The following is a 21,352-nucleotide window of genomic DNA, read 5'->3' on the forward strand; positions in this document are numbered from 1 at the left end:
CGTTGCCCGAAACTTTGCGGATCGGTGGCCATTCTCCGCCGGACCGGAACATGCCGGGGTCAGATCGCTTCACGCGCCCTTTGGGACATTGCGACCTCGATATTGACGATCGCGTTCTTCAGATGCGCTATCAGGGCCTGGGATGCCACCTTTGCGTCACGTGCAAGCAAGGCATCGACGATTGCCTTGTGCTTGCGCGTTTGTCGTTCCCGGTTGGTTTGCAGTTGGGACGAGATGAACCGAGCCCGCCAGAGTCGTGTGTTGTACTGTCTGTGGGTTTCGCTGAGGGGCGGATTATGTGCCGCAGCGACGATCGAGCTGTGAAACGACATGTCGAGTTCAAAGCGCTTCATGGCGTCATCCGAATCCACACAACCGACCATTTCGTCCTGCAGCTGAACAATCCGGGCCAGTTCGGCATCGGAGGCATGCTGACACGCCAGTTCCCCGGCCAACCCCTCCAGCGCGCCCTGGACGGACAGCCAATGCGAGAGTGTCTCAAGTGAGGGGTTTGCCACGCGCGGGCGACGGGTTTCGCTATAGTCAACCAAACCTTCCGTTTCGAGAAGGCGAATTGCGTCCCGCACCGGGGTGCGGCTGATACCAAGCAGGTCCGACAGGTCCCGCTCATTCAGCGCCAACCCGGGCGGAAGCTTTTCAAGCAAGATCAGCTGCCGTAACTTGTCCGCTGACTGTTCGGCCAGGCTCATTGGGCGCTCGGCCGAAATGTCATCGTCCAGAAGATCTTTTAGGGACATTGATTTCATTCTCGTTACCCTTTCCAGAAAGGCGCGGCACGCCATTCACCGGTCAGGGAAGCCTACGTTGAAGCAACTGTAGCCTTCCCGCCGACCCGAGACAATGTGTCGGGCAGTGGTTCAGCCCGTCCGGTCGATCTGTTGCAGATCCGCAGGTAATAGCTGGGCCGGAATGTTCTGATAGCTGACCGGACGAAGCCAGCGCGTGATCGCCAGGGTGCCGACCGAGGTGGCGCGCACATCCGTGCTGGCCGGGTAGGGGCCGCCATGCATCATGGCAGAACAGACCTCGACCCCGGTAGGAAAACCATTTGCAAGGATGCGCCCGGCTTTTTCCTCGAGGATCGGGAACAGCGCCTGAGCAAGTTCGATGTCTTTGTCATCCATTTGCAGGGTCGCGGTCAACTGCCCTTCCAGGCCTTCAGCCAGTTCAAGCATTTCCGCGGTATCGGTGCATTCCACGATCACGCCTGCGGCCCCAAAAACCTCGTCACGCAGTTGCGGCGTTTGCAGCCAGTCGCGCGCCGCGACCTTGAACAAGGCCGGCAAGGCGCGCCGCGCACCGACGTCTGACTGTTGGTTTTGCAACAGATCTTGCGACAAGTCGCGCAGGGTTTCGACACCGTTGCGATAGGCTGCGCAGATGCCGTCCGTCAGCATGGTTTGCGCGCCCACGGTCTTTAGTCCGTCCACCGTGGCTGCCTCGATGGTATCGCTGCCGGGTCCCTTTATGGTTATGGTCACGCCGGGATTGGTGCAGAACTGACCTGCGCCCATCGACAGGGCGGCCGCCAGTCCGGCCCCGATCTCAGCACCCCTTGCTGAAACCGCATGAGGAAGGCAGAAAACCGGATTGATCGACCCCAGCTCGCCATAAAAGGGGATCGGGTCGGGCCGAGAGGTGCAGAGATCGAAAAGTGCGCGCCCCCCCGCCAGTGAACCGGTAAAGCCGACAGCGCGGATCTGGGGGTGTTTCACCAAAGCCGTGCCGACCTCGCGACCCGAGCCTTGAACCATCTGGAACGTTGCTTTCGGCATGGCGCAGTGCGTGATGGCGCGCAGAATCGCCTGAGCGACCAGTTCAGCAGTGCCAGCATGGGCGCCATGTCCTTTCACGATCACCGGACATCCGGCAGCCAGCGCCGAAGCCGTGTCACCGCCAGCGGTCGAAAAAGCCAGCGGGAAATTCGAAGCACCGAAGACGACGACCGGACCGATCGCACGATGACCAAGCCTCAGATCGGGGCGGGGCAGTGGTTGGCGGTCCGGCAGCGCGGGTTCGTGACGCTGGTCCAGATAGGTGGTGTCCTCGATCAGATCGGCGAACATGCGCAGCTGTCCGGTGGTGCGGCCGCGCTCGCCGACAAGCCGCGCTTCGGGAAGGCCGGTTTCGGCCTTCGCGGTTTTGGTTATCATGTCGCCCAGCACATCGATTTCCTGTGCGATCTGGCGCAGGAATGCGGCCCGCTTCGGGCGTGGAACGCCGGAATAGGCGCGAAAGTCGCGGCGCGCAGCCAGAGCCGCCTCGTCAATTTGGGCGGGTGTTGCCTGTGCGAATGTCTGTCCGTCGAGGTCGGCAGATGGAAGAAGATGGTCTGATCCGACCCAGCAGCCGTCGATCAGGTTTTTTCCGTTCAGCATTGTATTTCCTTTACTTTCCCCAACGCAGGACCAAAGGGTCGAGCGGTTTCAGAAGGTCGAGAAGCCGTGTCTTGATCGCGGGATGAAGCGGCGCAATGGGATGGCGACAAGCGTCCGATCCGATGACTCCGCCCGCCACCATGGCGGCCTTGCATGATTGCCAGCCGCATTGGCGGTTTTCATGGTTGATCGCCATCGCGACCCGGCCATAGGCCGCCGTGGCTTCAGCGTGGCGCCCTGCATGGAAATGGGTCAGCACCGGCTTGATCTGATCCACGATCATGCCCGAGGTCATCGAACCGGTCGCCCCGGCATCCAGATCGGCCAGCAACGTAATCGCCTCTTCTCCGTCGAATGGGCCTTCGATCGCATCGCCGCCGGCTTCGATCAGAGCGCGAATCTTGTTGGCGGCGCGTGGGCATTCGATCTTGAACAATCGCACCTCTTCGATTTCGCGTGCCATTTTCACCAGCAGCGGCACCGACAGGTCGACGCCGGACATCGGGGCATCCTGCACCATGATCGGAATGCCCACCTCGCCCACGGCCGCGAATTGTTCGAAGGTCTGTTCGGGCGTGCCTTTCAGCGTCGCGCCGTGATAGGGGGGCATCATCATCACGCTATGCGCGCCCAGTTCCCTGGCAAGTCGGGCACGCTGGACCGCGATTTGCGTCGCGTAATGGCTGATGGTGACGATCACCGGAACCCGTCCGGCCACATGTTCAAGGCTGAGCCGGGTCAGGATCGTGCGTTCCTCGTCCGACAACAGGAACTGTTCGGAAAAATTGGCAAGAATGCAGATCCCATCGGCGCCCTGATCGATGAGGCAGTCCAGAACACGCTTCATCCCTTCGAGGTCAAGCGTGCCATCATCATGAAAAGGTGTGGGGGCGACGGGCCAGATACCGGAATAACGGGTCATTCGAAAATCTCGAAATTATGGAGATGCTTGTCAGAGATGCTGATGCCCAGACCAGGCAGATTGTCATCCAGTTGCAGGTAGCCATCGACCGCATCGGGATCGCCGTCGAAGATATAGTAGAACAGCTCATTGCCGACCTCGACGTCGAAGACGGGGAAATATTCTGAAATCATGCAATTCGCATTGGCCATGGTCAGGTGATAGTTATGCATCTGGCCCGCATGCGGAATCACCGGCAACTGGAATGCTTCGGCAATGGCGTTGATCTTTTGCGCTGCGGTAATGCCGCCGACCCGGTTGGTGTCGTATTGCAAGACGCTTACGGCTTTTTTCTCGATCAGGTCCTTGCAGCCGATGACGGAAAATTCATGCTCACCGCCGGAAATCGGCACGATGTTCATGGCGTTCAGTTCGCGATAGCCCTCGACGTCATCTGCGATGACGGGTTCTTCCAGCCAGCGGGGATCGTATTTTGCCAGCTTGGGCAGCATCCTCTTGGTATAGTCGAGATTCCAGCCCATGTAGCATTCAAGCATGAGATCCGCGTCATAGCCGACCACTTCGCGAATGGCTTCGACCCGCTTGAGGTTTTCGCGCATTCCTTCGGGACCATGTTTGGGTCCCCAGCCAAAGCGCATCTTGTAGGCGTTGTGCCCGGCGGATTTGGCCTCTTCGGCCTCGCGCTGCATCGCCTCGATCGGACCGGCGTAGAGTTTTGAGTAATAGACCGGGATTTTTTCCTTGGTGCGTCCCCCAAGAAGCTTGAAAACGGGCTTGCCGGTCAGTTTCCCCATCAGGTCCCAGATCGCGATGTCGATAGCGGAAATCGCGGTCATGCCGATCCCCTTGCGCCCCCAGGCATGGGTGCGGCGATACATCTTTTCCCAGATATAGGCATGGTCGAAAGGGTCTTCGCCGATGACCAGGGGTGCGAACCAGTCGTCAATGGCCTTCTTGACGACAGTGGGGGCAAGTGCGGCGTTGCCGATGCCAATGGTGCCGTCCTCGCATTCCACCTCGCAGGTCAGCCACTGGTGGAAGCGAAATGACGCCATCGCATCTCCCTTCATCCACAATGCGTCCGAGGCGTTGGTGCAGAAATTGCCGGTGGGCGGCACGGTGGGGCCGGTCCAATTCCACACCCGGGTGCGGATCGACTTGATCTTGGTCATCATGGTCTCCATTCTCTGCTTGATTTGGAATACCAAAAACCGTATACCGAAATACATGTCAAGGACAAGCTGGTCGAGGCAGTGGCCTTCGTGACCAACATTCCCGAGGAGGAGAGGGTAAATGTACAGATTGATGGACGGCATGAAGTTAGTGGCCGCCGTTGCGATCGTATCCTGTGGCGCCAGTCAGGTGGTGGCAGACGATTTTCCGTCAGGCCCGATCGAAGTGATCAACAATTCGAAGCCGGGTGGGGGGAGCGACATTTTCCTGAGATTCGCCACCGAGGCCGCAGCGGAAATTCTCGATACCAGCATCATTCACCTGTCCAAGACAGGCGGGGTCGCAACCAACACGCTGAAATATGTTCAGTCGAAGCCCGCCGATGGGCATACCCTGTTCATCGTGAATGCCGGGACCGCTTTGACCATGATGAGCGGTTCCATCGATATGGATCAGGATGACATCATCCCCCTGGTGCGTGGCACAGTCGAACCGGAATTCATTGTCGTTCAGGCCGGACGCTTTGAGGGCGGTGCGGATTTCATCGAATACGCAAAGTCCAATCCGATCAAGCAGGCCGGCACCAAGGTTGGCGGCAATGCACATGTCAACGCCCTGATCATGAAAAACACCATCGGCATGGCGCAGCAAACCTATGTGCCGTTCGAAAAATCCGGCGAGATTGTCATCAACGTCATCAACGGAAATGTTGATGTCGCCCTTTTGAATCACGAGGAATTCGCGTCACAGGCAGCCGCCGGACAAGTCGATGTCCTGGCCGTCCTGCTTCCGGAACGTCTCGAAAACATGCCGGAAGTCCCGACCGGCCACGAGATTGGCCTGCCGATGGATTCGCCGCAGATCCGTGGCCTGGGCGTTCGGGCGGGCACACCGGAAGAGGTGGTAGACAAGCTGGAGGCGGCTTTGCTCGAGTCGATGAAGTCCGACACCTATGTCGAATATCTCAAAGGCTCGGGGCAGGATCTGACCAGCGTCACGGGCCGCGATGCCTTCGGCGCGGAATTCAAGACGATGTATGACAATTATCAATCCATCAAGAAAGAGCTTCTGGGCGGCTAGTCCACCCTAGGTCCACCCCGCCCCTGCATATGGGGCGGGCCAATGATGCGACATGAAGGAGCCTTTGGATGTCCACCCGCGAAGAAAGCCTGCGCAAGACGGATCGCACGCTGTTTCTTGAATCGATTGCCGTCATGGCCTTTGCCGCCACGATGTATGGCGTGACCCATACGTTCCGGGAAGTGCCGCCAATACTGGCCCAGGGAATTCAGCCAACGGCCTTTCCCCGCGCCATTCTTATCATCATGTTCCTGCTGGCCGCGACCCAGGCCTTTCAGGCCCTGAAACGCCCTGCCACGGAAGCCAGCAGTTTTGGCAAGAAAAAGCCAGTGCCGCCGCTGGTTTTCCTGACGATTGTACTGCTGATCGCTTTTGCGATGCTGATGCCGATTGTCGGCACCTTCCCCGCGATGGCCGTTTTCCTGCCGGGCCTTGCCGTCCTGTGGGGTGAGCGCCGCTGGATCCTGATGGGGCTGAGCTTTGCCGGCTTTATCGGTTTTGCCTACGGGCTCTTCGTTCTCATCATGCAAGTTCCCTTGCCCTAACGAGGTCAGATCGAATGGACTCCCTTGTTCTTGTGGCTCAGTTTCTGACTGACCCATCCAACCTCATGATCATTGCGGTCGGGACTCTGGTCGGATTGATCGTGGGTGCCCTGCCGGGCCTTGGCTCGGTTGTTCTGATTGCGCTGATGCTTCCATTTGTCGTGCGCATGGATCCCACAACCGGCATCGCACTTTGTGCCATCGTTTACTGCGCCACAACTTACGGCGGTTCACTGACGGCGATCCTGATCAATACGCCGGGAACGCCGGCTGCGGCGATGACGACCTTTGATGGTTTTCCCCTTGCCCAGAAAGGTCAGGCTGGGCGTGCGCTGGGAATTGCAACTTTCTCCAGTGCGATCGGCGGCATCCTTGGCATTCTGGTGATGATCGTCGCGACGCCGCTGCTGGCAAAGCTGGCGTATCAGTTCGGTCCGGCCGAGTTCTTTGCCCTCGCGGTCTTTGGCATGTCGATGTTGGCCTCGATCAGTGGCGCTTCGATGATCAAGAACTTTATTGGTGGCGCGTTCGGGCTTTTGCTGGCGACCATCGGCACCGATCTGACCACGGGTGTCGAGCGTTTCACCTTCGGTCAGCCCGATCTTTATGAGGGAATTGCCGTGGTGCAGATCATGATCGGCATCTTCGCAGGTGGCGAATTGCTGCGTCAGGCCACGCAAACCAAGGTCAAGCGCGAACTGATCGCCGAGGGCGTGACCCGTCTGCCATCCTGGCAGGATTTTCGCCGGATATGGAAAACCGTGCTGCGTTCGACCGGTATTGGAACCGTCATCGGGATCCTGCCAGCCGAAGGCGGGAAGGTTGCGGCCATGATCGCCTATAATGAGGAATACCGCTGGTCGAAGAACAAGGACGAGTTCGGAAAAGGTGCGATCGAAGGCATCGCCGCGCCGGAAGCTGCGAATAACGCTGCGACAGGCGGCACCATGGTCCCAACACTTGCCTTGGGCATTCCCGGAGGCGGATCGACGGCCATTATCCTGACCGCGATGCTGATTCTGGGGTTGCGCCCCGGACCGCAGCTTTTCGTAGAACAGCCAGATCTGCTGGCCGGTATATTCGGGGCCATGCTGGGCGCGAATGTCTGCTTTCTGATCTATGGACTGCTTGGCGCGAAGCTGTTCAGCCGCATCACCCTGATCCCGACGACGATCCTGTGGCCCTGCGTTATCGCCCTGGCTTGCCTCGGGGCCTATAGCCTGCAGCAAAGCATGTTTGATATCGGCGTCATGATCTTCTTCGCGGTGCTTGGATTCTTCCTGAACCGTCATGGCTATGCGCCGGCTCCGATCATCATGGGGCTGATCCTTGGCGAATTGATCGAAACCTCGCTGAAGCAATCCTACCTGATCTATGACGGCAACCTGCTGGCCATTCTGGGGCAACCCATCGCCTTGGCGTTCCTGCTTTTGTCGCTGTTGGGTATCTGTGGCCCGCTGATCGCAAAGGCATTGGGGGCATTCCGTGACAAGCAGGCCAGCCTGCTGACCGGAAACGACGAATAGAAACGAGATATATCATGACCAACAAACCTGTCATCATGTCCACCCTGGGCGATGCCGGCGGCATTGGCCCCGAATTGGTGGCAAGAAGCCTGGATAAACCCGAAATTACCGAGGGCGCGAAGCGTGTCATCGTGGGGAATTCCCGCGTGTTCGACATGGGCCGGGAAGTGGCTGGGACGACTTTGGACATCAAGCGCTTCACGGATTTCGATGAGGCTGTGGCCGCGCCCGACCCAGTGGTTTTCCACCACATCGACGGCGCAGAATTCGACAAGATCCCCTATGGCGTTTCCACCGCCGCGGCTGGTGAAGATGTGTATCGCGTGGGATGCTATGGGGCCGACCTTGCCCGGGCGGGCAAGATTGATGCCTTTGTCTGGTCCCCGATCAACAAGGCATCCATGCACAAGGCGGGGCATCACTTCGAAGGCTACAAGGCCGCCATCGCGGACTATATGGGGTTCCGGGGGCTCTCGACCGAGATCAACACCATCGGTCACATGTGGACCTGCCGGGTCACCTCGCATATTCCCATCAGCGCCGTGGCCGGAGAGATGGATCCGAAACGGATTGAAGATGTCCTGATCTATTTCGAACGTGAATTGCGGCGGTTTGGCTATGCCAGCCCCAGGATCGCGGTGTCGGGTCTGAACCCCCATAATGGCGACGAAGGGGCCTTTGGCCGCGAAGAGATCGACATCATCCGTCCGCTGGTTGAACGGGTGAAGGCCCGTGGCCTGAATGTGGAAGGTCCATTCCCGCCGGATACGATTTTCCTGACGGTGCAGGAACAGGGCTTTCTCGGCGTTCTGTCGATGTATCACGATCAATGCCAGATCGCGACCAAGCTGCTGGGTTTCGATGATGGGGTGACCTATTTCGGCGGCTTGCCGCATATCCTTGCAACGCCTGCACACGGCACCGCCTATGACATTGCGGGGCAGGGCAAAGCACGCCCGAATGCCAGTCAGAAGGCGCATGAACTTGCTTGCCGAGCAGCGCGGATCGCCAAGGGGCTGCCGCACAAGAAGGACGTCACCGCATGAGCAAGAAACCCAACATCCTTCTGATCGAAGCCGACCAGCTGGCTGCCTTTGTCCTGTCGATGTATCGCCCCGAGGCCCAGGCGATCACGCCCAATCTCGACCGGCTGGCAGCCGATGGTGTCGTCTTCGAGAATGCCTATTCCAATTCGCCACTATGCTGTCCGTCGCGTGCGTCGAAGTTCACCGGTCGATTGCCTTCCAGTCATGAAGTATGGGGCAACGGGGCCGAGTTCCGGTCCGAACTGCCGACGATGATGCATTTCCTGCGCTCGGCGGGATATCGTTGTGTGGTGTCCGGGAAATGTCATTTCATCGGTGCGGACCAGCTGCACGGATTTGACAAGCGCTTGACAACCGACATGTATCCGTCGGGTTTCGACTGGACCATTGACTGGAAGCTGGGGCCCGTTCACCGCGAGGGAACCTCGACCCGCAAACTGGGTGTCAGCGGGTTGTGCAAGACCAACAACCAGATTCTCTATGATGCCGAGGTTCAGTATCGGGCGGTCGAGTTCCTGCGCTATGAGGCGCTGAACAAGCCTGAAAGCCCGTTCTTTCTGCATGTGTCCTATACGCAGCCCCACGAGGCCTATCAGTCGCTTCCCGAATATTGGGATCGCTATGACGGGATCGAGATCGAAATGCCCCGCATTCCCGAGGATGACGACCCGCATCCGACGACGGCCTGGCTGAAAATCCACCACGGGATCGATCAGTTCCCCCCTGACGCAGAGACCATCCGTCTGTCGCGACGCGCCTATTATGCGATGATCTCGCATCTGGACGACTATCTGGGCGAATTGATCGCCGAGCTGAAGCATCTTGGGCTATATGACGATACGGTCATTGTCTTTACCTCGGATCACGGCGACATGCTGGGTGAACGCGGCATGTGGTTCAAGCGCAGCTTCTACCAGGGTTCGTTGCAGGTGCCGATGATCGTCCACGGGCCGGGTATCGCGGCTGGCCGCCGGTCCCAGAATGTAACGCTGGCGGATCTTTGCCCGACGCTTGCCGAACTGGGCGGCGCCAAGGCGGCCTGCGACACGCATGGCAGTTCGGACAGCCAGAGCTTTCTGGGTCTGCTGATGGCGGATAGCAACAGTGTCAAGGACGAGGCGATTGCGGAATATTACGGTCCGGGTGTCATCGAGCCCTGGCTTGCGATCCGGAAGGGCGACTGGAAATATGTCTGGACGCGCAATCATCCCGACCTTCTTTACAATATGAAGGACGACCCCGACGAACAGACCGATCTTTCCGATGATCCCGCCCTTGCAGAGATTCGGGACGTGTTGAGACAGCGATTGTTGGCGCGCTATGACGTCGAGGCGGTGACCCAACGTGCCGCGGTCAGCAAGACCACGCGCGCCTTTCTTCAGGAAACCCTTTCTACCAATGAAAGCTATGCCTGGGATTACGAGCCTCGGTTTGACGCGACACGGCGTTATGTGCGCGGCGTGAACAGCCCTTCAACTGCCTGAGGATGTCATGACCAAAAAACCGAACATTCTGATGATCTATGCCGATCAGATGCGGTATGACTGTGCCGGGTTCTCGGGGAATCCGGATGTCAAGACGCCGAACATGGACCGGCTGGCAGCCGAAGGGGTGTGTTTCGACGAAGCCTTTACCTCTTACCCGTTGTGCACGCCGTTTCGCGGGTCATTGCTGACCGGGAAATACGCGCACAAGGTCGGGTTGTATTCCAATCATTTCCCGATAAATACCGATCAACCGTCTTTGGCGACCAGCCTGAATGCCGTGGGATATGAATCCGGTTATATCGGCAAGTGGCATCTGTATGGCGGACCAAAACCCGGTTTCGTTCCGCCCGGGCCGGATCGGATGGGATTTGATCACTTTGTCGGATATAATCGCGGCCATTATTACATGGATGCAATTTTCTACCGCGATACCGACCAGCCCTATACCTGCAAACGCTTCGAGCCGGACTTTCAGACCGATCACACCATCGAATTCATGGACCGGGTGCACAAGGCCGGCGACGGACCGTTCTTTGCCTATCTTTGCTTTGGGCCGCCGCATTTCCCGATGGATATGCCAGAGCATTGGCGCAGGATGTATGATCCCGAACGGATCACCCTGCCCAAAGGCACGCCGAACCCAGAATTGCAGAAGCGGCGCGCGCAAGAGCGCACGAAACTGGATTTTGACGGCGATGACCGCTTCGGTGAACGATCAAAGACCGACAAGCTGGCCGGGCAGGATCCCGAAGTTGAAAACGAAGCCCAGATACGCAAATTCGTCGCTGAATATTACGGCATGATATCCAATGTGGATTTCAATGTCGGGCGGTTGTTGAACTGGCTTGATGCCGCTGGTCTGGCAGAGGATACGTTGGTCATTCTGTTCTCGGATCATGGTGACATGCTGGGTCAGCACGGCAGCTATTGCGGTATCAAGCGGCAAGCCTATCGCGCCTCGGCGCAAGTTCCCCTGTTGGTCCGATACCCAAGGCGATTTGCGCAGGGCAGGCGTGTCGGGTCGCTGGTCGATGTTGCCGTAGATACCATGCCGACATTGCTGGAAGCCTGCGGCGTTGCCATACCCGATGGCGTACAGGGCAACAGCTACCTTTCCCTTCTGGATGGCCCGTGCGATGCCCCGCCGGTCCGCGATCACGTGCAGTTCGAATTGATGAAGGCTGCATTCGGCGGACGCAGCGAACGGCATGTCAAACCTGAACGAGGCATTCGCACACGGGAATGGCTGTATGTTCGCAAGAAGGATCGACCACTTTATCTTTTTGACCAGCTCAATGATCCTGACGAACAGGTAAATCTTGTGAACGATCCGGCCTATGCAGACATCCAGAAGGCACTGGATGCGCGCGTATTGATGAATATGGCAGAAACCGGAGATGCCTGGGATCTGGAAATGAGCTTTCCTCCGCCCGGTTTCATGAACCACGAACAAGCACATGATTACCTTGTGAATGTCGTGAAACCTTCTGCCATCGAAGTGCCCTGAAGGCGCACTTTTGTGCCCGGCGCCGACGCGTGCCGGGCTTGGGAATGCCGATGAGACAACTTGCCAAGTATTTCGCCTTGCCCCGGCCCTGGTTTCGCAAGGTCAACGCGCATACGCTGCGTGCGGATGCCACTGCGGGGCTGACCAACGCGGCTGTGGTTCTGCCGCAAGGGGTGGCCTTTGCCGTGATCGCCGGGCTGCCGCCGCAATACGGTTTGTTCACCGCGATGATCCCGTCGCTGGTCGCGGCGTTGTTCGGGTCTTCGATGGTCATGGTGTCGGGGCCGACCACGGCGATTTCCGCCGTGCTGTTTGCCTCGCTGTCGCAATTCGCGCCTGCTGGAACACCAGCCTATATCCAGATGGCGCTGGTGCTTACCGTGATGGTGGGGGCAATTCAGCTTGCGGCGGGCCTGGCGCGGCTTGGTGCGCTGATCGGGTTCGTATCGCATTCCGTGATCGTCGGTTTCACGGCGGCTGCGGCGGTTCTGATCGCGGTGTCCCAGCTGGCTCCTGCCCTTGGGGTAACGGTCGAGAAAGGTGGCGGGGTACTCGAGCGGTTCCTGCATCTGATCGATGGTATCGGCGGGGCGAACGGATATGCGGTTCTGCTGGCGGGCGTGACCTTGGCAACGCTGATTGCCGTGCAGCGCTGGAACAGGCGGCTTCCATCCTATCTGATTGCGCTTGGCGTCGGATCACTATGTGGCTGGTGGCTTGATGCTTCCGCGCAGGGGATAGCCATGTTTGCCGCCTTGCCCATTCTGCTGCCGACGATGCATCTTCCCTCGGTCGAGATGTCGGCCATTGCCGAACTGACCCCTGCCGCCGTAGCGATCGCCTTTGTTGCGTTGCTAGAGGCCATGTCCATCGGACGCGACTTTGCACATCGGCGGGGCGAGCCCTACGATTCCAACCAAGAGATCATGGGGCAGGGATTGTCCAATCTGTTTGGCGGCATGTTCCAGTGCTATGCGGGGTCAGGCTCCTTCACGCGTTCGGCGCTGAACGCCGAAAGCGGTGCGCAAACGCCGATGTCGTCTATCTTTGCGGCCTGTTTCCTGTTCGTGATGATGCTTGGACTGGCGCCATTCGTGGCCTATGTGCCTGTGCCCGTCGTGGCGGGGATCATTCTTTTCGTGGCCTATCGCTTGGTCGATATGGCTGAAATCCGGCATATTCTGGGGGTGCGAACCAGTGATCGGCTGGTGTTGCTGGTGACTTTTCTTGCCGGCATATCGATCGAACTGGAATTTGCGATTGTCGCGGGTGTTCTGACGTCGCTGTTCGCGTTTCTGCGCAAAAGTGCAACGCCTCTGGTTGCGGTTCTCGCGCCTTCCGAAGAACAGGGACATCGCAGCCTGAGAGGGGCCATCCGCTATAACCTTTCGCAATGCCCACAGATCGCGATTCTTCGCATTGAAGGCCCGATCTATTTCGCGTCTCTGGAAGCCATCGAAGACAGGTTCCAGCAGATCGAACAGCGATTTGGCGCGCGCAGCAACCTTGTGCTTTACCTGCGTGGCGTGGGGCTGATCGATCTGGCGGGCGCGGATTATCTGATAAGCCTGATCAGACGGCATCGCGCACGCGGGGGGAATGTGCGTATCGTGGCAACCTATGAAGGCGTTGTTTCGACACTTCGTCGAACACATGTACTGGAGGTTCTGGGCGCAGAGAATTTGGTCATGAGCAAAAACTCGGCCATCTCTGCCTGTGTCCGGGACGCTGACCCCGAGATTTGCCGCAACTGCACGAGCCGCGTTTTTCAGGAATGTCGACAGCCGACCGGCGTCTAGATCTTTGAAGTGTCTTTCGGATGCATCCACGAAACTGCCCCCGGACATTGCGTTGCGGTGCCGGGCAGCATGTCACGATGGGCGCTTGTCTTCGGCGGTGTCTTTCGTCGTCTGGCGCTGGCGCAACCATTCCCGCAGGATAAAAGAGTGTCGATCCTGGCTCTTGCTTTCAGAGCTGACCATCCAGATCGCCTCGCCGGACCGAACAGGGGGACCAAACGGCATATAGAGTGATCCATTGCTCAATTCTGTTGTTACATAATGGCGTGGAACCACGGCAATGCCCATGCCTTCGACCGCGGCCTGAAGCAGAAGGGCGCTGTGCGAGAACCGGTTCCCCTGGATGGTTCCCGTGTAGGGAATGCCCGAGATCCGTAACCAGGTCAGCCACAGGCTGGGTCGGCTGGCATTTTGCAGCGATGGGATCTGCGAAAAATCGAGCGTTCCGGGTGCCGCGTCCGGCGCAAGCAGCTTGGGGCTGGCCACAACGGCCAGCTCTTCCTCGAACAGTTTGGTCGCGCGGCCGTGCCATTGACCCGAACCGCGCATGATCGCGATGTCGACGGCACTCGATTCGACATCGGTTGTTTCATCTATGGTGGTCAGCTCGAAAGGGATGTCGGGATAGCGCAGCCGGAAACTGCGCATGCGGGGAATAAGCCATGTGGACGCCAATGTGGGCGTGGAGCCGACGATCACCCACCCTCCGCTGCGCCGCCCCCTGACAGCATCAATCGATGCTTCTTCCAGGCGGGCAAGGACCTGAACGACATCTTCGTAATATGCGGCGCCGATCTTGGTCAGAACAAGATGTGATCCCGCGCGTTCGAACAGTCGCAGGTTCAGGAATTGTTCGAGTCCGTGAACATGACGACTGACACCGCTTTGCGTCATACCCAGTTCATTTGCGGCTTTCGTAAAGTTCAAAAGGCGCGCGGCAGCTTCGAATGCCTGCAATGCCGAAAGCGAGGGAAGGAAGCGTCGAGTGGGCATGACTAAAACTCATCGTTAAGGCATCGTTCATGGGGTGGATCAGCGGCTGAAATCCAGCGAAGATAAGTTCAACAGGATCGCAGCTTGTGAATGGTATCCCGAATTTCGGCTCTATCATGAGCATGCTGCATCTTGATGCAACGACAAAAAATGAGCGGATCGGGCAAACCGGACCGTATATCGCCAACAGGAGATTGCCATGATTTCACGTCGCAGCTTCACAGCCGTGCTGGCAGGCAGTGCTGCCCTTGCCGCGCTGCCTGCAATGTCACAGACCGCCAGTTCGCTTGAACGTATCAAGTCTTCTGGTGTGTTGCGCATCGGCGCGGTTGCCGATGGCGCCCCGTATTATCAGAAAAGCATCGCAGACGGGTCCTGGCGGGGCTTTTACATCGATATCTGCAAGAAGCTTGCCGATGATCTGGGTGTCGCGTTGGAGATCACCGAAACGACCTGGGGGAACTCGGTCCTCGGTCTGCAGGCCAACAAGCTGGACGTGTTTTTCGGGCTGAATCCCACGCCAGAGCGCCAGAAGGTGATCGATTTTTCGGGGCCGTGTTTCAAGAACGCCTTTTCGCTGGTCACGGATGCCGAGGACAACCGTCAGACTTGGGCCGACTTCAACGATCCGGACACGAGAATTGCGGTTGATGCGGGGTCGTCGCATGATACGGCCGTCAGCAAGCACTGCCCCGATGCCCAGGTCGTCCGCCTGAAATCGCAAAGCGACGCTACTGCATCCTTGCAGGCCAACAGGGCCGATACGCAATGCCTTGTGCTGATTCTGGCGCTGACACTGGTTGCCAAGAACCCCGGCATCGGCAAGGTCGTGATCCCGTCACCCAATGATGCAACGACGTCCAATGCGGGCTTCCGCCGCGAAGACGATACCGCGTGGAAAGATTATGTCACCGCCTGGATCGAAGAGCAGCGAACGAATGGCTTCGTGCGTCAGGCTGTCATCGACAACATGGCGTTGGTCGGTGTGACCGAGGACGACTTTCCCGAAGGTTTTGACATCTGACACGAAAGGACCGGCACGCCGGTCCGTTCCAAGACGGAGACGTTCATGTACGAATGGGATTTCAGTATCCTTTGGGCCTATCGATGGCTGTTTCTGGACGGCGTTATCATGACCGTGTCACTGACCGTTGCGGTGGTCCTTGGCGGGTTGGCGGTTGGTCTGGTTGCTGCAATGGGCATGCTGTCGGGCAGCCGGGTTCTGAAGGCCGGATCGCTGGCCTTCACCGAGCTGTTTCGTTGCACGCCGATCCTGGTCCAGTTGATCTGGTGCTATTATGCCTTGCCGATCTTGACGGGAATCGAACTGTCGCCGATCACGGCTTCGATCCTCGCATTGTCCTGTTACGGCGGATCGTTCTATTCCGAGATCATCCGGGGCGGTATCGTTTCGATCGAGGACGGGCAGCGCGAGGCGGGGCTGGCCCTTGGTATGACGCCGGCTTTGGCCATGCGCCGGATCGTCTTGCCGCAGGCGCTGCGGCGCATGGTGCCCGCGCTGATGAACCAATCGATTCTTCAGTTCAAGAACACCTCGCTTGTTTCGGTGCTGGCAGTTCCGGACCTTGTCTATCAGGGCCAGATTGCGGCTCATGACAGTTTCCGTCCGCTTGAAACCTATACTGCGGTGGCTGTGGCATATCTTGCCATCCTTTTGCCGCTGACCTTGTTCGTGCGCCATCAGGACGCCAAATTCGGAGGGGCCCGATGAACAGGGCAATGATTGAAATTCAGGGCCTTCGCAAAAGCTTTGGCACGTTGGAGGTTCTGCGAAACATCAATTTCAGCGTGGCACAGGGTGGCGTGGTTGCTTTGATCGGGCCCTCGGGCTCTGGCAAATCTACGTTGCTGCGATGCATGAACCTGTTGGTGACGCCGGATTCCGGGCGGATCAGTGTCGGCGATATGGAATTTGACTTCGGTTCGCGATCGCCACGACCCCGAACCAGAGCCCTGGCCGCGTTCCGCGCGCGCACCGGCATGGTGTTCCAAAGCTTCAACCTTTTCGGTCATTTGACGGTCCTTGGTAATGTCATGGAGGCGCCGTTGCGGGTGCGACGGATGCCGGCAGGCGCTGCGCGCGATCTTGCGATGGCGCAGTTGTCCAAGGTCGGTCTGGCCGACCGCGCCGATCAGATGCCGCACACCTTGTCGGGTGGCCAGAAGCAGCGCGTCGCGATTGCACGGGCACTGGCGATGGAACCGCAAGTGATGCTGTTTGACGAGGCGACATCGGCGCTGGATCCCGAACTGGTGGGCGAGGTGCTGGCAACGATGCGCGCGCTTGCCACTGCCGGCATGACAATGGTGATCGTCACGCATGAGATCGCCTTTGCCCGCGAGGTCGCAGACCGGATTGTATTTATGCGCGACGGTCTGGTTGTCGAGGATGGTCCTGCAAGGGACGTGATCGACAATCCTCAGCAGGAAGCGACGCGCAGCTTTCTGTCCCATTTCCACGCAACGCCGGCATGAGGCCAGACGATGACGACCGACACCACTTCCGACAGCATCGCCGCATTGCGCGTCTTCCTGATCGAAAGCCCGATCAAGATGGCCCGCCAGCAGGGCGTGGGCCACATAAAGGGCACCGTCAAGCGGGTGCTGCTTGAACTGACCAGCCGGGATGGCCTGACGGGTTGGGGCGAAGCCGCCCCATGGGAGGTTTTCACCGGCACCCCGGAGGCAGCCTTTGCCGCATTGGATGTCTATCTGCGGTCATTGGTGATCGGCTGGCCGCTTTCGAATATCCGCGGCCTGACGCTGGCAATGGATCGTGTGCTGGTTGGGCACGCAGAGGCGAAGCTGGCTGTCGAGATGGCCATGTACGACATTCTGGGCAAGCGCGCGGGCCTTTCGGTCGCCGAGCTTTTGGGCGGTCGGGTGCGTGATCGGATTCCGCTTTCGTTTTCAATCGCCGATCCCGATTTTGATGCCGATCTCGACCGGATGCGCGACATGGTTCCCAAAGGCAACCGCATCTTCAAGGTCAAAACCGGGGTCAAGCCGCATGCCGATGATCTTGCCCATCTCAAGGCGATCCGCGATGCCTTTGACATGACGGTCGATCTGCGTCTGGATTACAATCAGGCATTGCGGCCCTTTGGGGCGCTGCGGGTGCTGCGGGATGCAGAAGCCTTCGCCCCGACATTCATCGAACAACCGGTCCCCCGCGACGCATTGGCCGCCATGGCCGAGTTTCGCCAAAAACTGGACACACCGATCCTGGCTGATGAAAGCTGTTTTGATCTCAATGATTTGCAAAAGATCGTCGAGATGGGGGCCGCTGATGCAATCTCGGTCAAGCTTATGAAGGTTGGCGGTCTGCAAAAGGCACAGGGTCTGATGGCCCTGGCCGACGCGGCCCGGATCCCCGGCTATGGGGGAACGCTTTGGGAAGGCGGCATCGCGTTGGCGGCGGGCACGCAATTCATTGCCGCGACCCCCGGAATTTCCTTGGGATGCGAGTTCTATATGCCCCATCACGTCCTGACCGAAGATGTCCTGGAGGACAGGATTGAAAATTGCGATGGCCACGTGATCGTGCCGAAAGGGCCAGGGCTGGGGATCAGCATTACCGAACATTCACTGAGCCAGGGCGCGCTGCGGCTCGCACAGGCCTGAACTTGCCTGATCAACAGAAGGAATACGGCCACGGGTTTCGCCTGCGGCCGACGGGAAAGGATTGACCTGATGATTGCGCAATCGACACAACCGCGCCGTATCGCGGTGATCGGGGCGGGCATTATCGGGGCCTGTACGGCCCTGGCGCTGACCCGTGAAGGATTTGACGTGACCGTGATCGATGCGGAGCGACCGGGTGGCGAACAGGCTGCAAGCTATGGCAACGGGGCGTTCATATCCCCGGCTTCGATCATTCCGATGTCGGTGCCGGGATTGTGGCGCAAGATTCCGGGTTATCTGTTGGATCGAACGGGGCCGCTGACCATCGGCTGGCGAAGCCTTCCGCGCCTGACCCCCTGGCTTTTGCGCTTTCTGGTTGCCGGCTGGACAGAGGATCGGTTGCGCAAGACCAGCACCGCCCTGACCAGCTTGCTGACGGACGGCCCCGATCGTCACCTGTCGCTGGCGGCCAGGATCGGGCGCGATGACCTGATACGCCGTGACGGGCTGCTATATGCCTATCCCAATCGCGATGCTTATCTGGCCGAGGCGCATCTGTGGGCGTTGCGTCGCGCCGCCGGGTTGTCCTGGAGGGAGCTTGACGCGGACGCATTGCGGCGGGAAGAGCCGGCCCTTTCCACGCGCTATGAATTTGGCGCTCTGGTTGAAAGCGGGGCGCATTGCGTGGATCCCGGCGAATATGTTCGGGCGATCCTTGCAGCTTCCGGGGCCGGTCTTGTGCAGGCGACTGTCACGGGGCTGATGCGGGGCGCCGGGGGCATTTCCGCAATCAGGACGGACCAGGGTCATCTGGACTGCGATGGCGCTGTTCTTGCGGCGGGGATGGGGGCGGCGCGCCTTGCCGCCGCGATCGGGGATCACATCCCGCTCGAAGCCGAGCGCGGATACCATGTCGAGCTGTGCAACCCGCCGATTCAGCTGCGCCGGCCGGTCATGCCAAGTGATGGCAAGATGGCCAATACCATGACCGCCGGCGGCTTGCGTGCGGCGGGGCAGGTCGAGCTGTCGCGCGCAGATGCCCGGCCAGACTGGCGGCGCGCCGACATCTTGCTAGCGCATCTGGCCAGCACCTATCCCGCGCTTGCCTCGGTCGACCGGAACGGGGTGCGGCGCTGGCAAGGTAACCGCCCCTCGACGCCAGATGGGCTGCCCGTGATCGGCGCCGCGTCGGTTCCCGGTCTCTGGTACGCGTTCGGCCATGGGCATCTGGGGCTGAATGCGGCCCCACATACCGCCTGCATGGTTGCCGATATGATCTCGGGTCGCGGAAGTGACATCGATCTTGCCCCGTTTTCGCCCCATCGCTTTGCGCGAACTGGGCGGACAACCCCAACAAATTCCTCTGACCCGGTTGTCGAAGCATCGGCGATAGCGGCGGGGATCCACACGAAACCTCAAGGAAAGGCCAGAACATGAAGGGTGCCGACATCCTCGTAGAAATGCTGATCGGCTATGGCGTTGAAACGATCTTCGGCGTGCCGGGGGATACAAATGTTCCTTTGTACGAGGCGTTGCAGGAACGCGAAGAAAAGATCCGTCATGTCATGGCGCGCGATGAACGCTCGGCCGGGTATATGGCGGATGCCTATGGGCGGTTCACGAACAAGCCAGGCGTGTTCGAATGTCCGTCGGGGGCAGGGGCGATGTATTCACTGCCACCGGTGGCCGAATCCAACGGGTCATCCGTGCCGGTCATTTTGCTGACAATTGACATTCCCTTGCCCGGCGAGGGGCGCGGGGTTTTGACTGAACTTGACTGCGCCAAGCTGTTCGAGCCGGTGACCAAGATGTCGGTTCAGGTAAAGTCGGCGCAGAAACTGCCGGAAATCATTCGCCGCGCATTCCGCACGGCCTGTTCCGGCAAACCAGGCGCGGTGCATTTACAGATTCCTGAAGACCTGTTGATGGAAGATGTCGATCCGACCACGATTTCCTTGCATGCCGAGGAAGAATGCAGAACCTTTCCCGCCTATCCGACCCGGCCCGAAACGCATAAGCTGGAAAGCCTGCTGGAGGCGATCCGTCAGTCTTCACGCCCGCTTCTGGTGGCCGGTGGCGGTGTCAGTCGCGCGGATGCGGGGGACGCCATCACCCGCTTTGCCGAGGCATGCAACATTCCGATCTGCACCACGATGACGGGTCAGGGGACCATTGATGACGATCACCGTCTGGCGATTGGTGTGATCGGGGACAACGGGTATCATCCCCATGCGAACTGGGCGCTGGAACATTCCGACCTGGCCATTTTCGTAGGCTCGCGGATTGGGTCGGTGGTGACCATCGGCTGGACCTTCCCCAAGATGACGCTGAACCGGCGGCTGGTCCAGATCGACATTTCACCCGAAATCATGGGCAATAATTATCAGAACCTGCTGTCGATTCTGGGGGATGCGACGCTGACCTTCGAAGATTTGCTTCAGCTGGATTTGAAGATCGACGGCGCCCGGCACGAACCCTGGGTGCAAGAGCTGAACGAACATCGCCGGACGTTCTGGGAACATGCCAGGCCGAAACTTGATGCGGATACGGTTCCGATGCGCCCTGAACGTGCCGTGCGTGCATTCAATACCGCATTGGAAGCTTCGGGGGAGCCGGCGTTGATCTATTCGGATGCCGGCACGCCGACGCCCTATATGACCCGGTATCTGCGGATCAATGATCGGCGCACCCGCTTTTGCATTCCGCGCGCATTCGGCGGCCTGGGATCGGCGTTGCCGGCGGCGGTTGGCGCGTGGCGTGCCGATGAGGGCAAGCGGCCGATCGCGTTGTTTGGCGACGGTTCCTTCGGGATGACCGTCGGTGAACTGGAAACCCTGGTGAGATTGCAGGTGCCTGCCATTCTGATCCTGTTCAACAACGGCACCTTTGGCTGGATCAAGGGCCTGCATCGTTTGAAGGGACATAACCAATGCTTCGGCGTCGACTTCATGCCGCCCGAGGGGGCCGCCATCGCGGAAGCGTTCGGGGTGCGGGCATGGACGGCGAAATCACCAACCGAGCTGGATGAGGCGCTGGCAGCGGCCTTTGCCTTCAAATCGGGGCCATGCCTGATCGACGTCCATGTGGAATCCCTGGCTGATCGTGTGCCGCCGGTTTATTCGTGGCTGACAAAGCGCGGTCAGGATCCAATGGAACTGGAAGCCGCCGATCACAGCTATTTCTGATCCTGCGCGGGGCGCGTGCCTTCCGGGCGTGCCCCGTCGCAACGG

18 protein-coding genes are annotated in these 21,352 nt (G+C 59.2%); 13 read left to right on the forward strand and 5 right to left on the reverse strand.

Going from position 1 to position 21,352, the window contains the following annotated elements:
- Nucleotides 1–59 precede the first annotated feature (59 nt).
- The 4 genes from PAF17_RS13040 to PAF17_RS13055 form a co-directional block, all read right to left on the reverse strand.
- Nucleotides 60–758, reverse strand: a complete 699-nt coding sequence (locus PAF17_RS13040) for a GntR family transcriptional regulator (RefSeq protein ID WP_271889545.1) — start codon at nt 756–758, stop codon at nt 60–62.
- A 120-nt stretch (nt 759–878) separates the two neighbouring features.
- Complete coding sequence (locus tag PAF17_RS13045) at nt 879–2,399, reverse strand: aldehyde dehydrogenase (NADP(+)) (RefSeq protein WP_271889546.1); 1,521 nt, start codon at nt 2,397–2,399, stop codon at nt 879–881.
- 10 nt (nt 2,400–2,409) lie between these two features.
- Complete coding sequence (locus tag PAF17_RS13050) at nt 2,410–3,321, reverse strand: dihydrodipicolinate synthase family protein (RefSeq protein WP_271889547.1); 912 nt, start codon at nt 3,319–3,321, stop codon at nt 2,410–2,412.
- Nucleotides 3,318–4,493: an L-rhamnonate dehydratase gene (locus PAF17_RS13055; RefSeq protein ID WP_271889548.1), complete on the reverse strand. Its 1,176-nt coding sequence runs from the start codon at nt 4,491–4,493 to the stop codon at nt 3,318–3,320. Before PAF17_RS13055 ends, PAF17_RS13050 begins: the two co-directional genes overlap by 4 nt.
- Before the next feature lie 121 nt (nt 4,494–4,614).
- On the opposite strand from PAF17_RS13055, the gene PAF17_RS13060 reads away from it, so the two are divergent.
- The 7 genes from PAF17_RS13060 (at nt 4,615) to PAF17_RS13090 (ending at nt 13,484) form a co-directional block, all read left to right on the forward strand.
- Complete coding sequence (locus tag PAF17_RS13060; RefSeq protein ID WP_271889549.1) at nt 4,615–5,574, forward strand: Bug family tripartite tricarboxylate transporter substrate binding protein; 960 nt, start codon at nt 4,615–4,617, stop codon at nt 5,572–5,574.
- A 68-nt stretch (nt 5,575–5,642) separates the two neighbouring features.
- Complete coding sequence (locus PAF17_RS13065) at nt 5,643–6,119, forward strand: tripartite tricarboxylate transporter TctB family protein (RefSeq protein WP_271889550.1); 477 nt, start codon at nt 5,643–5,645, stop codon at nt 6,117–6,119.
- A gap of 14 nt (nt 6,120–6,133) precedes the next feature.
- Nucleotides 6,134–7,645: a tripartite tricarboxylate transporter permease gene (locus PAF17_RS13070; RefSeq protein WP_271889551.1), complete on the forward strand. Its 1,512-nt coding sequence runs from the start codon at nt 6,134–6,136 to the stop codon at nt 7,643–7,645.
- 14 nt (nt 7,646–7,659) lie between these two features.
- Nucleotides 7,660–8,691, forward strand: coding sequence for a PdxA family dehydrogenase (locus tag PAF17_RS13075; RefSeq protein WP_271889552.1), 1,032 nt, complete (start codon nt 7,660–7,662; stop codon nt 8,689–8,691).
- Nucleotides 8,688–10,175 (forward strand): choline-sulfatase, encoded by a 1,488-nt coding sequence (betC, locus tag PAF17_RS13080; RefSeq protein ID WP_271889553.1) that lies wholly within the window; start codon nt 8,688–8,690, stop codon nt 10,173–10,175. The genes PAF17_RS13075 and betC overlap by 4 nt, the downstream gene beginning before the upstream one ends.
- Before the next feature lie 7 nt (nt 10,176–10,182).
- Nucleotides 10,183–11,685, forward strand: coding sequence for a sulfatase family protein (locus PAF17_RS13085; RefSeq protein WP_271889554.1), 1,503 nt, complete (start codon nt 10,183–10,185; stop codon nt 11,683–11,685).
- 50 nt (nt 11,686–11,735) lie between these two features.
- The gene (locus tag PAF17_RS13090) at nt 11,736–13,484 is read left to right on the forward strand and encodes a SulP family inorganic anion transporter (protein WP_271889555.1); all 1,749 of its coding nucleotides are present in this window, start codon (nt 11,736–11,738) and stop codon (nt 13,482–13,484) included.
- A gap of 72 nt (nt 13,485–13,556) precedes the next feature.
- Here PAF17_RS13090 and PAF17_RS13095 read toward each other — a convergent pair whose 3' ends face one another.
- Nucleotides 13,557–14,477 carry a LysR substrate-binding domain-containing protein gene (locus tag PAF17_RS13095; protein WP_271889556.1) on the reverse strand — a complete coding sequence of 307 codons (921 nt, stop codon included), beginning with the start codon at nt 14,475–14,477 and terminating at the stop codon, nt 13,557–13,559.
- A 199-nt stretch (nt 14,478–14,676) separates the two neighbouring features.
- Here PAF17_RS13095 and PAF17_RS13100 point away from each other — a divergent pair, with 199 nt between their 5' ends.
- The 6 genes from PAF17_RS13100 (at nt 14,677) to PAF17_RS13125 (ending at nt 21,307) form a co-directional block, all read left to right on the forward strand.
- Nucleotides 14,677–15,501: a transporter substrate-binding domain-containing protein gene (locus tag PAF17_RS13100; RefSeq protein ID WP_271889557.1), complete on the forward strand. Its 825-nt coding sequence runs from the start codon at nt 14,677–14,679 to the stop codon at nt 15,499–15,501.
- Between the two features lie 45 nt (nt 15,502–15,546).
- Nucleotides 15,547–16,209: an amino acid ABC transporter permease gene (locus PAF17_RS13105; RefSeq protein ID WP_271889558.1), complete on the forward strand. Its 663-nt coding sequence runs from the start codon at nt 15,547–15,549 to the stop codon at nt 16,207–16,209.
- Nucleotides 16,206–16,973: an amino acid ABC transporter ATP-binding protein gene (locus tag PAF17_RS13110; protein WP_271889559.1), complete on the forward strand. Its 768-nt coding sequence runs from the start codon at nt 16,206–16,208 to the stop codon at nt 16,971–16,973. Before PAF17_RS13105 ends, PAF17_RS13110 begins: the two co-directional genes overlap by 4 nt.
- Nucleotides 16,974–16,982: 9 nt before the next feature.
- On the forward strand, nt 16,983–18,122 hold the full coding sequence (locus PAF17_RS13115; RefSeq protein WP_271889560.1) for an enolase C-terminal domain-like protein: 1,140 nt from the start codon (nt 16,983–16,985) through the stop codon (nt 18,120–18,122).
- A gap of 69 nt (nt 18,123–18,191) precedes the next feature.
- Nucleotides 18,192–19,559, forward strand: coding sequence for an NAD(P)/FAD-dependent oxidoreductase (locus PAF17_RS13120; protein WP_271889561.1), 1,368 nt, complete (start codon nt 18,192–18,194; stop codon nt 19,557–19,559).
- Nucleotides 19,556–21,307, forward strand: coding sequence for a thiamine pyrophosphate-binding protein (locus PAF17_RS13125; RefSeq protein ID WP_271889562.1), 1,752 nt, complete (start codon nt 19,556–19,558; stop codon nt 21,305–21,307). The genes PAF17_RS13120 and PAF17_RS13125 overlap by 4 nt, the downstream gene beginning before the upstream one ends.
- The last annotated feature ends 45 nt before the right edge of the window (nt 21,308–21,352 follow it).

The sequence above is a fragment of the Paracoccus onchidii genome, assembly GCF_028294535.1.
GTDB lineage: Bacteria > Pseudomonadota > Alphaproteobacteria > Rhodobacterales > Rhodobacteraceae > Paracoccus > Paracoccus onchidii.

Bases quoted from the DNA above. Each gene is read 5' to 3' on its own strand.
- PAF17_RS13040 (WP_271889545.1), bottom strand. From the start codon at position 758: ATGTCCCTAAAAGATCTTCTGGACGATGACATTTCGGCCGAGCGCCCA.
- PAF17_RS13045 (WP_271889546.1), bottom strand. From the start codon at position 2,399: ATGCTGAACGGAAAAAACCTGATCGACGGCTGCTGGGTCGGATCAGAC.
- PAF17_RS13050 (WP_271889547.1), bottom strand. From the start codon at position 3,321: ATGACCCGTTATTCCGGTATCTGGCCCGTCGCCCCCACACCTTTTCAT.
- PAF17_RS13055 (WP_271889548.1), bottom strand. From the start codon at position 4,493: ATGACCAAGATCAAGTCGATCCGCACCCGGGTGTGGAATTGGACCGGC.
- PAF17_RS13060 (WP_271889549.1), top strand. From the start codon at position 4,615: ATGTACAGATTGATGGACGGCATGAAGTTAGTGGCCGCCGTTGCGATC.
- PAF17_RS13065 (WP_271889550.1), top strand. From the start codon at position 5,643: ATGTCCACCCGCGAAGAAAGCCTGCGCAAGACGGATCGCACGCTGTTT.
- PAF17_RS13070 (WP_271889551.1), top strand. From the start codon at position 6,134: ATGGACTCCCTTGTTCTTGTGGCTCAGTTTCTGACTGACCCATCCAAC.
- PAF17_RS13075 (WP_271889552.1), top strand. From the start codon at position 7,660: ATGACCAACAAACCTGTCATCATGTCCACCCTGGGCGATGCCGGCGGC.
- betC (WP_271889553.1), top strand. From the start codon at position 8,688: ATGAGCAAGAAACCCAACATCCTTCTGATCGAAGCCGACCAGCTGGCT.
- PAF17_RS13085 (WP_271889554.1), top strand. From the start codon at position 10,183: ATGACCAAAAAACCGAACATTCTGATGATCTATGCCGATCAGATGCGG.
- PAF17_RS13090 (WP_271889555.1), top strand. From the start codon at position 11,736: ATGAGACAACTTGCCAAGTATTTCGCCTTGCCCCGGCCCTGGTTTCGC.
- PAF17_RS13095 (WP_271889556.1), bottom strand. From the start codon at position 14,477: ATGCCCACTCGACGCTTCCTTCCCTCGCTTTCGGCATTGCAGGCATTC.
- PAF17_RS13100 (WP_271889557.1), top strand. From the start codon at position 14,677: ATGATTTCACGTCGCAGCTTCACAGCCGTGCTGGCAGGCAGTGCTGCC.
- PAF17_RS13105 (WP_271889558.1), top strand. From the start codon at position 15,547: ATGTACGAATGGGATTTCAGTATCCTTTGGGCCTATCGATGGCTGTTT.
- PAF17_RS13110 (WP_271889559.1), top strand. From the start codon at position 16,206: ATGAACAGGGCAATGATTGAAATTCAGGGCCTTCGCAAAAGCTTTGGC.
- PAF17_RS13115 (WP_271889560.1), top strand. From the start codon at position 16,983: ATGACGACCGACACCACTTCCGACAGCATCGCCGCATTGCGCGTCTTC.
- PAF17_RS13120 (WP_271889561.1), top strand. From the start codon at position 18,192: ATGATTGCGCAATCGACACAACCGCGCCGTATCGCGGTGATCGGGGCG.
- PAF17_RS13125 (WP_271889562.1), top strand. From the start codon at position 19,556: ATGAAGGGTGCCGACATCCTCGTAGAAATGCTGATCGGCTATGGCGTT.